This window comes from Vibrio sp. 2092, from assembly GCF_033339635.1.
GTDB classification, from domain to species: Bacteria; Pseudomonadota; Gammaproteobacteria; order Enterobacterales; family Vibrionaceae; genus Vibrio; species Vibrio alginolyticus.
The window spans coordinates 115711-130988 of sequence record NZ_JAWOUY010000017.1; the positions used below are offsets into that span (position 1 = coordinate 115711).

A 15278-nucleotide genomic window follows, 5' to 3' on the forward strand; every position below is an offset into this window, starting at 1 on the left:
TTACTTAAATAGGCGTTCATTTATTTTTCTCCTAAAAACCAGAGAGGTGCTCTAACTCTCGATTCAGAAGGTCGTTATTGCCTACATTCAATTCTATAAATCGTTTTAGTTGGCTAATGCTTTCGATGTCTATCTTAGCGATCTTCAACCTAATCTCACACTTAGAGAGATCCACAACTTGCGCTTTTAACGTAATCACTTGTTCGGATTGATCAAATGAAAAAGTCACATGGACTGGAAGGGTTGGATCCAAAGCCTCAGTCTCTTCCACTTTCATGAGTAAACCATGCAAGGAAAGATCTTGAATCCTAGCTTCAATTGCCAAGTCACGTTGTTCTATCTTAGCTGGAGCTTGATGGAGAATACGTGAAAAGCGTCGTCTCTCTGTCATATGAATATTCTCGTCAGGTCGTCAAACAGAATTGAATAGTATATCAATACGAACAAAAAATGTTCGATTGTTGTTTGAAAAGTGTCGAGGTCGCTACAGAGTGACGTAAGTGCTATGTCATGTTCTTAACGAACGAGACGGGCTAATGAGCTCTTTTTATAACAAAGAAAACAAAGGCCGCTATGATAGCGGCCTTTGTACAAATTACAATCAAACTTTGTGGGTTGCGATTACTTCGCAATACGCTTGTATTTGATACGGTGTGGTTCTGCGGCTTCAGGACCCAATGTTTTCTTCAACCAATCCATGTACTCTGTGTAGTTACCTTCGTAGAAGTTAACTTGGCCTTCGTCACGGTAGTCAATGATGTGGGTAGCGATACGGTCAAGGAACCAACGGTCGTGCGAGATAACCATTGCACAACCAGGGAACTCTAGTAACGCTTCTTCTAGAGCACGCAGTGTTTCAACGTCAAGGTCGTTGGTTGGTTCGTCGAGTAGCAACACGTTACCGCCCGCTTTAAGCAGCTTCGCAAGGTGGACACGGTTACGCTCACCACCCGATAGTTCACCAATAATCTTTTGTTGGTCACTGCCTTTAAAGTTAAAGCGTGAACAGTATGCACGAGCTGGGATTTCGAAGTTGTTGATCTTAATGATATCAGCACCTTCAGAGATCTCTTGGAATACGGTTTTAGAATCGTCCATGCTGTCACGGAACTGATCGACAGATGCTAGTTTTACTGTATCGCCCATCTCAATTGTGCCCGAGTCTGGTTGTTCAGTACCACTTAACATCTTGAATAGCGTCGATTTACCTGCGCCGTTAGCACCGATGATACCAACAATTGCACCTTTAGGGATGCTGAATGACAGGTCATCAATTAGAACTCGACCGTCAAATGACTTAGTCAGGTTCTTCACTTCAATAACCTTATCACCTAGACGCTCACCAGGTGGGATAAACAGTTCATTGGTTTCATTACGTTTTTGGTGATCAGAGCTTTGCAGTTCTTCAAAGCGAGCCATACGTGCTTTTGACTTCGCTTGACGACCTTTAGGGTTTTTACGTACCCACTCAAGCTCTTTCTCGATAGTCTTTTGGCGAGCACTCTCTTGGGAGGCTTCTTGTTGTAGACGAGCGTCTTTTTGCTCCAGCCATGAGGTGTAGTTGCCTTCCCATGGGATACCTTCACCACGGTCCAGTTCTAAGATCCAGCCCGCAGCGTTATCTAGGAAGTAACGGTCGTGGGTGATGGCTACTACGGTACCTGTGTAATCCACTAAGAAGCGCTCTAGCCAAGCCACTGATTCTGCATCTAGGTGGTTGGTAGGTTCATCAAGCAGTAGCATGTCTGGCTTAGAAAGTAGCAAGCGACAAATAGCCACACGGCGGCGTTCACCACCTGATAGGTGCGCAATTTTTTGGTCCCATTCAGGTAAACGTAGTGCGTTTGCTGCACGCTCAAGCGCATTTTCTAGGTTGTGGCCATCTTTCGCTTGGATAAGGGCTTCTAGCTCGCCTTGCTCTTTTGCAAGTGCGTCGAAGTCTGCATCTGGTTCAGCGTATGCTGCGTAGACTGCGTCCAAACGTTTCAGAGCGTCAGCAACGTCAGCAACCGCTTCTTCAACAACTTCACGAACGGTTTTTGATTCGTCTAATATTGGTTCCTGAGGTAGGTAACCTACGTTTAGACCAGGTTGTGGACGCGCTTCACCGTCGATATCCGTGTCGATACCTGCCATGATACGTAGCAGTGTGGATTTACCTGCACCGTTCAGACCTAAAACACCGATTTTCGCACCAGGGAAGAAGCTCAGAGAGATGTCTTTAAGAATTTGACGCTTAGGTGGCACAATTTTGCTCACCCGCGACATGGTATATACGTATTCAGCCATTGCCGATCGTTCCTAAATTAACTGTCATTCAAACCCATCATTTTATACCAAGTGCTTTGTTTTTGTTACCGCATTGCAAGAATTTCCCTAACGAATGGATTCCTTATTTTGAGCTGACCGGAAACTTACACGGTTAGGGTATACACTTTTGTTATTCGTTAAGAATGACGAAGTGTTTTCTATGCGAGTTAGAAACGCTTTGTCTCCATCGTCTTAAAAGTTTGACGAGTACAATTTTTAATACACTAAGTTGCTTTACATGGACATCTGCATTCTGTGTAAATAGATGCATGTGTGAAAATTGCCTTAACATCACATGAACTCTAACAAAACTAGGCTTTAGGGCAGTATATGTCTGGGGAAAATGACACAAATGAGATTCAACGTATCTGAATTGGCTAAAAACGTATGCTGCGCCGCCGCGTTGTGTGCTATGAGTTTGAGTGCTAATGCCGCGCTGAGTTTGGAAAAGCAGCGCGAAGTATATGAGCAAGCTCAAGATTTATTAGATAAAAATGACATCGACGGATACCTTTCGATTCGTCCTAAAATTTCTGACTATCCACTAACGCCTTATGTGGATTACCGCACTTTTATTAGACAGTTACCGGAAAAGTCACCACAACAGGTGAACGAGTTTATTTCTGAGCACGAGTCTTTTCCATTTTCTCGTCGAGTTCGCGCTCCATACCTCAATCATCTTTATAAGCAAAAAGATTGGAGAACCATTACTGAGTTTCAAAAAGTCATTCCTAGTGGTGAGCGTTACCAATGTATTTTCTACGTAGCTCAGTTAAAGCAAGGCAAGAAAGTCGCGGCGTTTAAAGGGGCTGAACATATGTGGTTACGTGGCATCAGCATTGCTGATGAGTGTGACCCATTATTTGCAGCATGGGACACGGCGGGTGAGCGTACCGATGAACTGATTCTACAGCGTATGTTACTGGCGTTTGATGCTCGTAATGGCGGTTTGATGAGTTACTTGCTCAAACTGCCTAAATCAGCGCAGGCAAAGCAACAAGCCAAAGAAATGAAAGCGTTGTTTGATAATCCTGCAAGTGTTGCGGAATTCGCGAAGAAAAAACCTGCGAATGATTTTAATCGAGCGCAAAGTGAATATGCGTTAGAAAAGTTGGCTCGTATGAACACTAGCCAAGCACAAGGTGCGTACGATGCCGTCATTAAAGGACAGAAGTTTTCTCCAGAAAAAGCGCAAGAACTTGCCGACTATATTGCATTTCGATTGACTCGTACGGAGTCTGAGTCATTAGCTAAATGGCGCGATGATAAAACGAAAACCAGTCAGTACTTACCGTTGATTGAAACGCGCATCCGCTTAGCGATTCAAAATGCAGATTGGAAAGGCGTACAAGAGTGGATTGCTGTTCTAAATAAAGAAGAACAAGCCACGCTACGCTGGCAATATTGGCTTGGAAGAAGTGAAATAGCGTTAGGTGATGACATCGCGGGGAAACAGCGTTTAGCAACTCTGCTTGGGCAACGAAACTTCTACAGTGTGGCTGCCGCCAATGCAATCGGGCAATCAATCAAATACCCAACGCATACGGTTAAGTTGGATAAGAAAGTTGTTCAACCCTATCAAGACTCGTTAGCTCGTATCGAAGAGTTGATCGCGACGGATAAAATCGCAGCAGCGAAGAGTGAATGGGCACACTTACTGCGCCGCGTAGGGAAAGATGAAAAGACGATGTTGGCGGCTTATGCATCATTTAAACGTTGGCATCACCTAACGGTGACCGCGAGTATTCAAGCGCAGATGTGGGATAATATCGAACTTAGGTTCCCAATAGCACACCGCTGGTGGTTTAACTTTTATGCGAAAAAGCACAACATTGATCCCGTCACGATGATGTCTCTCGCTCGACAGGAAAGTGCGTTAGATGTTGAAGCCCGCTCTCCAGTTGGCGCTCGTGGTCTTATGCAGATCATGCCTGCGACGGCGAAGTACACGGCACGTAAATATAAGTTGAGTTATCAAGGTACGCAGGATCTCTACAATGTAGGAAAAAATATCGAAATTGGTAGCCATTATTTGCAAGGTTTATTAGAGGATTACGATAATAATCGTATTTTTGCTCTTGCTGCTTATAATGCAGGTCCTAACAGAGTAAAAACGTGGCGAGAGCGTACCCAAGGAAAAGTGGATGCTTATGCCTTTATTGAGGCAATTCCATTTAAAGAGACGCGCGGTTATGTACAAAACATCTTGATGTTTGAAACATACTATCGTGATCTTTTGGGTATCGATGGCGCGTTCTTGAATCAACATGAGATCAATACCAAGTATTGAGTGAGGTAACTTGATGTCGCACGAACCCGAGTACAAAGACTGGCAACAGATTATTGAGCTAATTCGAACAAGTATGGGCACCCAGCAAGATGACATGCTGTTAACAATGCTGATGTCACGTGATGAGAGAGAGTCATTAATATCACGCGTTAATATAATTAACGAACTTCTTAAAGGAGAATTATCTCAACGTCAGATCAGTCAGATGCTTGGTGTGGGCATTGCCACCATTACTCGTGGTTCTAACGAACTAAAGTCGAAATCTGATGAAGAAAAAGACAAGTTGAAAGTCTTGTTAGAACAAGTTGCGGTATCTAAGTAGACAGTATATCCAATTTGCTTTTAGGCCTTGGTGTTACAATTGACTAAGATAACGTATTACAAAGGGCGGAAATATCCGCCCTTTTGCGTATCTAGAGAATAGGCTGAGTGTTATAAATTTGAAGGAAAGTGCTCAGGGTTTGTGAATGGAATCAAAGCCAGAATCAAGGCTTGGTGATAGACCGAGCTTCGAGTTAGCTGGTTTTGGGTTAGTAGGCTAATAGCGCCACCTTTCTGTTTGATGTTATCAGTACCAAACACTTTGTCCATTACATCTCCCAACTCATTCGCATCCTTGAGTTTTTCCAAGACTTTTGGCGGCAACATTAAGCTTGCAGAACGAGATTCACCGCGGTGAGTCTCTGACTCAACCACCATCCAAGCAAACGTCACGTTTGCTTCAATTCCCGCTTCGAGACCGACATAGTAATCCGCGTTTGGCATCTCTACTTTTGCGTTTTTAACGCGGTTTAGCGCACCACGATGAGTTTCTTCATTCGTCATGGGCTGATCTGCGACCTCACTCGGTACACTGATGCCAACGAAGTTGAACTCTTGATGCGGAAATGCATTACGAAATGCACTTTGAACTGCATTAATTTTGGCTGGGTTTAGCGATGCGATTACGACTTTTGGGGTTGCCATGATCTTTTTACTCACTGGTGTCTATTAACTCAATTTTACTTGCGTAGGCTTTACGTTCTCACTCGGGTAACAGCCTAATACTTTCAAGTGCTTAGTGATTTTTGTTAGCTCTTCAAGTGCCTGTTGCATTTCTGTCGAAGCAAGATGTGATGTCAAGTCTACGTAGAACATCTCTTCCCACGGGTTCCCCATAATTGGGCGTGATTCCAGCTTGGTCATATTGATGCCGTAACGTTGCAGCACTAATAGTGTTTCAACCAATGAGCCTGCCTCTTGGGAGGTCGACATGATCAATGTGGTTTTTGCTGGAATCTGAGTAGAAACTTCAACCGGTTTACGAGCAACCACGATAAAGCGAGTATGGTTTTCGGTTTGGTTTGCGATGTTGCCTTGAATTGCTTGCAAGCCATATAGCTTACCGCTTGATGCATTACCAATTGCAGCCACATCATCACGATCCATCTCTTGGACTTTCTGCATTGCATCTGCTGTGCTCGCGCAGGACTCCAGCTTTACCCCTTTCATACGGCTTAAAAACTCACTGCACTGTTGGTGTGGCTGAGGGTGAGAATACAGCGTTTTAATATCTTCCAGACGAATGTCTTTTTTCGCAACCAAGCAGTGTTCGATTGGTTGAGTTAGCTCTCCAACGATGTAAAGCGTCGTGTGTTGTAGTAAGTCATACACTTCATTAATAGAGCCTGAGCTGGTGTTTTCGATTGGCAGAACGCCATAATCAGCATGGCCAGATTCAACCGTTTGAGTCACTTCTTTAAAGTGCTCGCAGTTGAGCTCGATAAGCTCCGTATTTTTACGACTGAAGTATTCGCGACTTGCCAAGTGCGAATAAGAGCCTTTGGCTCCTAAAAAAGCGACGCGAGCAAGTGGCTTACGGCTTTGCTGTGGGTTAACGAGATTTTGCAGATAACTTTGTTGAAGCAGAACTGAGTCTTCAATGATGGTATGGAAAAGTTTGGTGATGTACTGCGCGTCAAGTTCGTATTTATCTTGGCCATTAGAAATCAGCTTGACCAATAATTGCTGTTCACGGACGGCGTCGCGAACAGGCTTTGAGGTTTGTACTTTGCTTTTGGCTACTTCAATGCTGAGTTTACGGCGCTCAGACAATAAGCTGAGAAGTTGGTCATCCAACTCATTCAAGCGTAAACGAATTTCTTCGAGGGAAATAGGTTGGTCAGTCATCAATTCTTTCCTTATAAAAAAGCCTCCCGATTTGGGAGGCTTTCTGTTTGTTTTTGACTTTTCTTTCACAAACGAGTTCGCCCCTCCAACTATGGGAGGAAAAAGAAGTCAAAAATAAACAGTGAGGTTAAATGCATAAATAGTGCTTAATTTATGAGTGTTTAAACACAATAAGCAAGGCTGGGGAGAGCGTCAAGCAAAAAAATAGCGCCTTTCGGCGCTATTTCCTCAATCTGTTCAGTTTACTCTTCTTCTTCCACTAGCTCAGGCTTACTTGCACGTCGAGCTTCAGGTTTGTGGGTCAGCTTGTTCAATTGTCGTTCTAGTTTTTGCTCCACTTCGTTGATAGCTGCGTAAAGATCTTCGTGAGTTGCTGAGGCAATGAGCTGGCCTTTAGGAACTTTGATAACCGCTTCGAATTTCTTCTGTTTGTTTGGTTCCTCACTGAAAGTTGCTTGGCAACCAATTAGGTCTACTTGCCATTTCTCCAGTTTTTTAAATTTGCTCTCAATATGAGCTCGGATTGCAGAGGTGATTTCGATGTTTTTGCCAGTGATATTCATTGTCATAAGTGTTTTTCCTCTGTTGCATCCCTCATGGGTTGAGTTCAGATTACCGCTTTAAGCATAAAAAAATGTGATTCAGATCATTATTTTGCTCGGGTTTTTTATGATGAAAAATGAATGTGATCTCACTCAAGAACTTCTGAGATTTATCGTGAAATTGCTTGTTATCGGTTAGTAAATCCGTAGATTGAATAGAGTACTCAGCTGAAAACGGCCTCGTTTTTAGGGAAGTTTTACGGCCTAATATTTGAGGTGGTTAAAATTTAACTACACGTAAGGTGTGATGACGATCACTGAGTCTTTCCAATGAATCCATTTAAAAAGCCGCTTACTGTACAAGCGGCTTTTTACTGTCTGGCATTTGGCTGACTTTTCGTAGCGGTATCATGAAAATGGGGTCTTTTGGGGCTAGTGAAACCCTTTCTAGACTTTTGACTTGGTCCAAACTTTCTAGTTGTTTGTATATTATGTAGTAGCGATTAATGCTTGTGACGTACCCAACCGTTGAGCTTAAACTTTTCCGCATAACGACTTCCACGTTATTAAACCAAACATTAGGATCGTAACCTTGTTGGGCTGCACGCTTACGAATACGCTCTACATTGCCGGGGCCCGCATTGTAAGCCGCCAATGTAAAGTAGAGTTTATTTTGTGCAGTAATATCAGGATCACTGAAGTACTGCTTACGCAAAAAAGCTAAGTATTTCACTCCAGCATGAATGTTGTTTTCTAATTGTCGAACATTTTTGATATTGATATTCGGATCTTGAGCGGTGCTGGGTAGGACTTGCATTATGCCAACGGCACCTCGGCTTCCAACTAGGTCGTTATTAAATCCTGATTCCTTGTAAGCGATTGCAGCGATCAGTAAATAGTCGATATCGTATTTCTCACCATAGCGTGAAAATAGCGCTGCGAGTTTTTCTAGTTGAGCAATTTTCTTAGGGTTAAGAGCTCTGTTCAACCATCCCGTGTTATCGATGTATTTACCGTAAATAACGTTACCGAGTAGTGTCCCAGAGCGAGACTTCTGGATGAACTTATTCACGACGGCTTTTAATTTGGGACTATTTTCTCGCATTGCCCAAGCAATTTTGCCATTTTTGCGGATAGGGATTTTTTTGTGCACCCGAATATCATCCATCACTTTCAGCCAAAGCTTGGCTTTATGGCTATCGAGAACAATGGCTTTGACGTAACCATTGTTGAGCATTCCGACCAGCTCATAATCTTGAAGTGTTTCTTCAATAAAGTGCACGATAACAGGCGGTAAGCCTTTTTTGTTTAGTTTCTTATTTAGTGTCTGAATGCTTTCAAAGTAGCTAGAGCTGGCGCGCACCCAAATCTCTTTGCCGCTCAGTTGTTCGATTTTCGTCATCGTTGGTGTGCTTTTGTTTGTCACTACCCACTCTTGAATGTCAGTGAGAATGGGTGAACTGAACTCCACTTTCTGTTTGCGCGTGTCGGTAATAGTCAGGTTGGCGACAACTAAGTCACCTGAACCGTTTTCTAAGGCTGGCAGTAGCTGGTCGCGGGCAACAGGAATAATTTGTACGTTAAGCTTTGGTTTGAGTTTACGAAGGTCTTTTTCGAAATGCGCCAGCAATTCCGCGCCTATGCCTTTTGGTGTGCCGCCCTCAATGTAGTAAAAGCCTAAATCAGCAGAAACTAAGACGCGCAGTACATTCTTCTCCTTGATGACATCGAGGTCCCCAGTATAAGGAGGCTGTTTGAGCGGCGAGATTTGCAGTGCGCAAACGGAAGCAGACAATAGGAGCAGCATAACTGCGCAAAGCTTAGATATCGTCACGTTCACATCCTTTTTATAAAGGGGGGAGGAGAACTTTAAGCATATGTGGAGCTAGGAAGATCATCAAGAAAGGGCTGAATACACTATTGAGAGTAGTAAAAAACCGCCACGGTAAAAACGGTGGCGGTTCAGTTTAAAGCAAGTTCAATTACTTCACAGGGTTGAGCTCTATAAGCTTTTCAGTTCTTGCTACGGCGTCTTCCAAACCAAGTTGCTTGTAGGCCTCTAGCTGGATAGTCAGTGACTTACGTGCAGCTTCTGTGTCTGGATACGATTTTTGTAGCTCTTGGCTGCGATTAATAGCAGCGACCCAAGCTTCACGGCGAAGGTAGAAGTCAGCAGTCGCTAAATCATAGTTCGCTAGACGGTTTTTCAGCGCGACCATACGTTTTTGTGAATCTTCTGCATATGGGCTATTCGGGTAACGTTGAAGTAGTTTTTTGAAGTCATCAAACGCTTTTTTTACCGGTTCAGGATCGCGATCGCTTCGATCTACGCTGAATAAATCATGCATAAAGTTACGATCTTGCGCCATGTGGCTTAGACCTCGCATGTACAGCACCCAATCCATCTTTTCATGGGTTGGGTTTAAACGCATAAAGCGAGAAATGGTTGCCAAGCCCAAAGCAAGGTCGTCGTTTTTGTAGTACGCATAGATTAGGTCAAGCTGCACCTGTTCAGAGTAGGCACCGAATGGGTAACGTGAGTCTAATGCTTCCAGTTTCTCAATTGCAGAAAGCCAATTACCACTTTGAAGAGAAATCTGTGCGTCTGCATACAGTTCCGAAGGCGGCACATCAGGAACGATTTCTTCTTTGCTTGCACATCCAAACAGAAGGGATACCGCTAAAAGGCCTGTTAAAGTCTGACGTTTCATATCAGGAGTCTGTTCCTTGAATCTAAATATTTCTTAAGCTGCCGTTACTTTCTTTCCAGTAACAGATACAATGACGTAATAGTCTATTTTTTCACAGTCGTGAGCATTAGTCTCACAGTTTTTAAAAAAGTTCGATATGGCTCAGCAGATTGTATTAACAAATACCGTAAAAGATAGCCAGTTAGGTCAACGTTTAGACCAAGCTATCGCCGAATTATTCGCGGACTTCTCTCGCTCGCGCCTAAAAGAGTGGCTGCTTGATGGGAAAGTTCAAGTTGATGGTGAAGTTGTCACTAAACCTCGTACCAAAGTAATGGGTGGCGAGGAAATTACATTGCAAGCCGAGTTAGAAGATGAAGAACGCTGGGAAGCGCAAGATATCCCGCTAGATATCGTCTATGAAGATGAAGATATTATCGTTATCAACAAACCTCGTGACTTTGTGGTTCATCCGGGCGCTGGTACGCCTGATGGCACTGTGCTTAATGCGTTGTTGCATCATTACCCTGATATTGCAGAAGTACCTCGTGCAGGTATCGTGCACCGTTTGGATAAAGACACAACGGGTTTGATGGTGGTGGCGAAAACCGTTCCTGCACAAACTCGTCTGGTTCGCGCACTGCAAAAACGTAATATTACTCGTGAGTACGAAGCGATCGCTATTGGTCGTATGACTGCGGGCGGTAAAGTGGATCAACCTATTGGTCGTCACTCTACTAAGCGCACGCTTATGGCGGTGGCACCAATGGGCAAACCAGCAGTAACGCACTACCGTGTTGCTGAACGCTTCCGCGAACACACGCGTATTCGTTTGCGTCTAGAAACGGGTCGTACGCACCAGATTCGTGTGCACATGTCTTATCTTCAGCATCCGCTGCTCGGTGATATTGCATATGGTGGACGTGCTCGCATCCCGACAGGTGCGTCTGAAGAGCTAACGGCAATGATCCGGGGCTTCGATCGCCAAGCATTGCACGCAGTAATGCTGCGCTTTGAGCACCCAATTACGGGCGAAGTTCTTGAGTTTCATGCTCCAGTGCCTGATGACATGGTTGTGATGACTGAAGCGCTTCGTCAAGATACAGAAGAGCACGGCTTACCGGAAGAATTCTAATATGAAGACGATCATTCCGAACTGGCCAGCGCCTAAAAATGTCAAAGCTTTCGCCTCAACACGCATAGGCGGATTTTCGACAGGCCCTTACCAAGGGCTAAATTTAGGTACTCACGTTGGGGATGATTTGTCTTTAGTAGAGAAGAACCGAGCTTGGTTGGCGCAACAGGCAAGCATGCCAAATGCGCCAATCTGGTTAAACCAAACGCATTCAACCGTTGTGGCTCAAGCAAATGAACCAACAACACAGGTGCTTGATGCGGATGGTGTATTTACTTCTTCAAGCCATGTTGTTTGTTCAGCGATGACCGCCGATTGTTTACCTGTATTATTGACTAATACACAAGGTACGCAAGTAGCCGCTGTTCACGCAGGTTGGCGCGGCTTAGCAAATGGCATTGTCGAAAATGCGTTAGCGTTGTTTTCTGGTGAAGTGATAGCGTGGCTTGGCCCCGCCATTGGCCCTCAAGCCTTCGAAGTGGGTGAAGATGTTCTGCAAGCTTTTGTTGATTTTGATTCACAGGCGAATCAAGCATTTGCTCCGCGCGATATCGACGGTAAATGGTTTGCTGACATGTCGGTGCTGGCAACGCAACGTCTAAACCGGGCTGGTGTGACACAAGTGTTTGATTCTGGACTTTGTACTTACCAAGATAAAGCCTCTTTTTACTCTTATCGCCGTGATGGTAAGACTGGTCGACAAGCAACCTTTATTTGGATCGAAGACTAGCTATAAGCACCAAAGTGCTAAGATGCATACTACTATTTTTGCAAAGCTATCTTTATTCATTCACTCCCTTGAAATTCCCCACCCGAGTATCCATCTTTCTAACTGTCAAAAGAATTTCCTTTAGTTGAGGTTAGGAAGGTAGATATGCGTCTTGATCGATTCACAAGTAAGTTTCAAATCGCTATCTCTGATGCTCAATCACTAGCGTTAGGGCGCGATCATCAATATATCGAGCCAGTTCACCTCATGGTGGCTTTGCTTGATCAAAATGGCAGTCCAATTCGTCCATTGCTTACTATGCTGGATGTGGACGTAACGCATTTACGCTCTAAATTGAGTGAAATGTTAGATCGATTACCAAAAGTCAGTGGCATCGGTGGGGATGTTCAGCTCTCTAGCTCGATGGGCACATTGTTTAACCTGTGTGACAAAGTGGCGCAAAAGCGTCAAGACTCCTATATCTCGTCTGAAGTCTTCCTGCTTGCCGCTTTAGAAGATCGCGGACCATTGGGGCAATTGCTCAAAGAGATCGGCTTAACAGAGCAAAAAGTCAGCCAGGCAATCGAAAAGATCAGAGGTGGTCAAAAGGTCAATGATCCGAATGCAGAAGAGCTTCGTCAAGCATTGGAAAAGTTCACCATAGACCTTACCGAACGTGCAGAGCAAGGTAAATTGGATCCGGTTATCGGCCGTGATGATGAAATCCGTCGTACTATCCAGGTATTGCAGCGTCGTACTAAAAACAACCCTGTGATTATCGGTGAACCAGGCGTAGGTAAGACAGCAATTGTTGAAGGCTTAGCGCAGCGCATAGTTAACAATGAAGTACCTGAAGGTCTGCGTGGTCGCCGTGTGCTATCACTGGATATGGGCGCACTGGTTGCTGGCGCGAAATACCGTGGGGAATTTGAAGAGCGTTTAAAATCAGTATTGAATGAACTTGCTAAAGAAGAAGGCAACGTCATCCTCTTCATTGATGAACTACACACTATGGTCGGTGCTGGTAAAGGTGAAGGCTCAATGGATGCGGGCAACATGCTAAAACCGGCATTAGCTCGTGGTGAGCTGCACTGTGTTGGCGCAACAACATTGGATGAATATCGTCAGTACATCGAAAAAGATGCAGCATTAGAACGTCGTTTCCAAAAAGTGCTGGTGGATGAGCCGACCGTTGAGGATACCGTGGCGATTTTACGTGGCTTGAAGGAGCGTTATGAGCTTCATCATCACGTCGAAATTACCGACCCAGCGATTGTTGCTGCGGCGAGTTTGTCACATCGCTATGTCTCCGACCGTCAGTTGCCGGATAAAGCGATTGACTTGATTGACGAAGCGGCTTCAAGCATTCGTTTACAAATTGACTCTAAGCCAGAGTCCTTGGATAAGCTTGAGCGTAAAATCATCCAACTCAAAATTGAACAACAAGCACTAAGTAACGAGCACGATGAAGCGAGTGAAAAGCGTTTGAAAGCGCTTAATGAAGAACTCAATGAAAAAGAACGTGAGTACGCTGAACTAGAAGAGGTTTGGAATACAGAAAAAGCAGCTCTTTCTGGCACTCAACATATTAAGTCTGAGCTTGAACAAGCTCGTATGGACATGGAGTTTGCTCGCCGTGCTGGCGATCTAAACCGTATGTCGGAGCTTCAATATGGTCGTATTCCTGAACTTGAGAAGCAGTTAGATCTTGCAACCCAAGCTGAAATGCAGGAAATGACGCTATTGCGTAATAAAGTAACCGACAACGAGATTGCAGAAGTACTTTCTAAGCAAACCGGCATTCCGGTATCCAAGATGCTAGAAGCGGAAAAAGAGAAACTACTTCGTATGGAAGACGTGCTGCATAATCGTGTGGTAGGGCAAAGCGAATCGGTCTCTGTTGTATCGAATGCCATTCGTCGTAGTCGAGCTGGGCTTTCTGATCCAAACCGACCAATTGGCTCCTTCTTATTCTTAGGTCCAACTGGTGTGGGTAAAACAGAGCTTTGTAAGACACTTGCGAGCTTTATGTTCGACAGTGAAGATGCGATGGTCCGTATCGATATGTCTGAGTTCATGGAGAAACACTCAGTGGCAAGGTTGGTTGGTGCTCCTCCAGGCTATGTCGGATATGAAGAGGGTGGTTACTTAACTGAAGCGGTTCGTCGCAAGCCGTATTCGGTAATTTTGTTAGACGAAGTAGAGAAAGCGCATCCGGATGTATTTAACATTCTGCTGCAAGTTCTCGATGATGGGCGTTTAACGGATGGTCAAGGTCGTACTGTTGACTTCCGTAATACGGTTGTGATCATGACATCTAACTTGGGTTCATCTCGTATCCAAGAGAATTTCGCAACATTAGACTATCAAGGTATCAAGAGTGAAGTGATGGATGTGGTTAGCAAACACTTCCGCCCAGAGTTCTTGAACCGTGTTGACGAAATCGTGGTGTTCCATCCACTTGGTCAAGAGCACATTAAGTCCATTGCTTCTATTCAATTGGAACGTTTGGCGAAACGACTAGAGGAGAAAGGCTATCAACTAGAAGTTTCCGACAAAGCACTCGACTTGATCGCTCAAGTTGGTTTCGATCCTGTGTATGGTGCGCGTCCTTTAAAACGTGCAATTCAGCAGAATGTCGAGAACCCGTTAGCCAAATCAATTCTTTCTGGTGAAATCGTTCCAGACAAGACAGTGCAGCTAATTGTTACTAATGACCAAATTTGTGCTCATCAATAATTGTATGGATACAGTAAAATTGAGATAAAAATCACACTAAAGGGGCCGTTTGGCCCCTTTTCTATAGTTTTTTATAGTCTTTTGTCTGTTTTCTATACGAATAAACTAAAAAGGTGAGTTTTTTTAAAAAATGCACTTGTGTTCTTTAATGAACTCCCTATAATGCGCCTCCGTTGTCACGGGAAAGCAAGTGAAGCGGAACCTAAACAACTACGGTTAGTGAGTTAAAATTAACTCGCAGATAAATAACTTAAAAAAGTGTTTGACACGATAAGTTATCTAGCTAAAATAGCCGTCCACTTTGAAGAGAACTTCGAAGTGTGCTCTTTAAAAATATAGACCTATCAATCTGTGTGGGCACTCGTTGATGATAATCCAATTAGAAGCTTAGGCTTCAAATTAGGTTTCAATGATACGAAGTGACCATTGAATCGAAAGATTCAGCACAGTCAATTCAAACATTACTTCTGCTATTTATTAGCGAAAGGAATGTTCAGTATTCATTGAGCCGAACAAAATCTTAAATTGAAGAGTTTGATCATGGCTCAGATTGAACGCTGGCGGCAGGCCTAACACATGCAAGTCGAGCGGAAACGAGTTATCTGAACCTTCGGGGAACGATAACGGCGTCGAGCGGCGGACGGGTGAGTAATGCCTAGGAAATTGCCCTGATGTGGGGGATAACCATTGGAAA

At 44.1% G+C, this 15278-nt stretch carries 12 protein-coding genes, 1 rRNA gene and 1 other annotated feature; of the genes, 6 read left to right on the plus strand and 7 right to left on the minus strand.

Features of this window, described 5'->3' with window-relative positions; genetic code table 11:
• Positions 1-31: 31 nt before the first annotated feature.
• A complete protein-coding gene (locus R7P80_RS22800; RefSeq protein ID WP_033906113.1) occupies positions 32-391 on the minus strand; it encodes a PilZ domain-containing protein in 360 nt (119 codons plus the stop codon).
• A 230-nt stretch (positions 392-621) separates the two neighbouring features.
• Complete coding sequence (gene ettA / locus R7P80_RS22805) at positions 622-2289, minus strand: energy-dependent translational throttle protein EttA (protein ID WP_213869800.1); 1668 nt, start codon at positions 2287-2289, stop codon at positions 622-624.
• Positions 2290-2653: 364 nt separating this feature from the next.
• On the opposite strand from ettA, the gene sltY reads away from it, so the two are divergent.
• Together sltY and trpR are read left to right on the plus strand one after the other, a co-directional pair.
• A complete protein-coding gene (gene sltY / locus R7P80_RS22810; protein WP_406707487.1) occupies positions 2654-4600 on the plus strand; it encodes a murein transglycosylase in 1947 nt (648 codons plus the stop codon).
• A 13-nt stretch (positions 4601-4613) separates the two neighbouring features.
• Entirely contained in the window at positions 4614-4922 is a 309-nt protein-coding gene (trpR, locus tag R7P80_RS22815) for a trp operon repressor (RefSeq protein WP_005381892.1), read from the plus strand.
• Positions 4923-5032: 110 nt separating this feature from the next.
• On the opposite strand, the gene yjjX is transcribed toward trpR, so the two are convergent.
• From yjjX to bamD, 5 genes are all read right to left on the minus strand, one after another.
• Complete coding sequence (gene yjjX / locus R7P80_RS22820; RefSeq protein WP_225491970.1) at positions 5033-5566, minus strand: inosine/xanthosine triphosphatase; 534 nt, start codon at positions 5564-5566, stop codon at positions 5033-5035.
• A 24-nt stretch (positions 5567-5590) separates the two neighbouring features.
• The gene (gene pheA / locus R7P80_RS22825) at positions 5591-6769 is read right to left on the minus strand and encodes a prephenate dehydratase (RefSeq protein ID WP_017636154.1); all 1179 of its coding nucleotides are present in this window, start codon (positions 6767-6769) and stop codon (positions 5591-5593) included.
• Positions 6770-6781: 12 nt separating this feature from the next.
• Positions 6782-6903: a sequence feature (Phe leader region), on the minus strand.
• 108 nt (positions 6904-7011) lie between these two features.
• Positions 7012-7338 carry a ribosome hibernation-promoting factor, HPF/YfiA family gene (hpf, locus tag R7P80_RS22830; protein WP_005381889.1) on the minus strand — a complete coding sequence of 109 codons (327 nt, stop codon included), beginning with the start codon at positions 7336-7338 and terminating at the stop codon, positions 7012-7014.
• 325 nt (positions 7339-7663) lie between these two features.
• The gene (locus R7P80_RS22835) at positions 7664-9145 is read right to left on the minus strand and encodes a lytic transglycosylase F (protein WP_309473959.1); all 1482 of its coding nucleotides are present in this window, start codon (positions 9143-9145) and stop codon (positions 7664-7666) included.
• 148 nt (positions 9146-9293) lie between these two features.
• Positions 9294-10022, minus strand: coding sequence for an outer membrane protein assembly factor BamD (bamD, locus tag R7P80_RS22840; RefSeq protein WP_225491969.1), 729 nt, complete (start codon positions 10020-10022; stop codon positions 9294-9296).
• Between the two features lie 136 nt (positions 10023-10158).
• On the opposite strand from bamD, the gene rluD reads away from it, so the two are divergent.
• The 4 genes from rluD to R7P80_RS22860 all read left to right on the plus strand — a co-directional run.
• On the plus strand, positions 10159-11136 hold the full coding sequence (rluD, locus tag R7P80_RS22845) for a 23S rRNA pseudouridine(1911/1915/1917) synthase RluD (protein WP_005381875.1): 978 nt from the start codon (positions 10159-10161) through the stop codon (positions 11134-11136).
• Position 11137: 1 nt separating this feature from the next.
• A complete protein-coding gene (gene pgeF, locus R7P80_RS22850; protein ID WP_005381874.1) occupies positions 11138-11866 on the plus strand; it encodes a peptidoglycan editing factor PgeF in 729 nt (242 codons plus the stop codon).
• Between the two features lie 144 nt (positions 11867-12010).
• Complete coding sequence (gene clpB / locus R7P80_RS22855) at positions 12011-14584, plus strand: ATP-dependent chaperone ClpB (RefSeq protein ID WP_213869803.1); 2574 nt, start codon at positions 12011-12013, stop codon at positions 14582-14584.
• Between the two features lie 522 nt (positions 14585-15106).
• A 16S ribosomal RNA gene (locus R7P80_RS22860) occupies positions 15107-15278 on the plus strand; the annotation flags it as partial.

Bases quoted from the DNA above. Each gene is read 5' to 3' on its own strand.
- R7P80_RS22800 (WP_033906113.1), bottom strand. From the start codon at position 391: ATGACAGAGAGACGACGCTTTTCACGTATTCTCCATCAAGCTCCAGCT.
- rluD (WP_005381875.1), top strand. From the start codon at position 10,159: ATGGCTCAGCAGATTGTATTAACAAATACCGTAAAAGATAGCCAGTTA.
- bamD (WP_225491969.1), bottom strand. From the start codon at position 10,022: ATGAAACGTCAGACTTTAACAGGCCTTTTAGCGGTATCCCTTCTGTTT.
- trpR (WP_005381892.1), top strand. From the start codon at position 4,614: ATGTCGCACGAACCCGAGTACAAAGACTGGCAACAGATTATTGAGCTA.
- hpf (WP_005381889.1), bottom strand. From the start codon at position 7,338: ATGACAATGAATATCACTGGCAAAAACATCGAAATCACCTCTGCAATC.
- clpB (WP_213869803.1), top strand. From the start codon at position 12,011: ATGCGTCTTGATCGATTCACAAGTAAGTTTCAAATCGCTATCTCTGAT.
- pgeF (WP_005381874.1), top strand. From the start codon at position 11,138: ATGAAGACGATCATTCCGAACTGGCCAGCGCCTAAAAATGTCAAAGCT.
- sltY (WP_406707487.1), top strand. From the start codon at position 2,654: ATGACACAAATGAGATTCAACGTATCTGAATTGGCTAAAAACGTATGC.
- ettA (WP_213869800.1), bottom strand. From the start codon at position 2,289: ATGGCTGAATACGTATATACCATGTCGCGGGTGAGCAAAATTGTGCCA.
- yjjX (WP_225491970.1), bottom strand. From the start codon at position 5,566: ATGGCAACCCCAAAAGTCGTAATCGCATCGCTAAACCCAGCCAAAATT.
- pheA (WP_017636154.1), bottom strand. From the start codon at position 6,769: ATGACTGACCAACCTATTTCCCTCGAAGAAATTCGTTTACGCTTGAAT.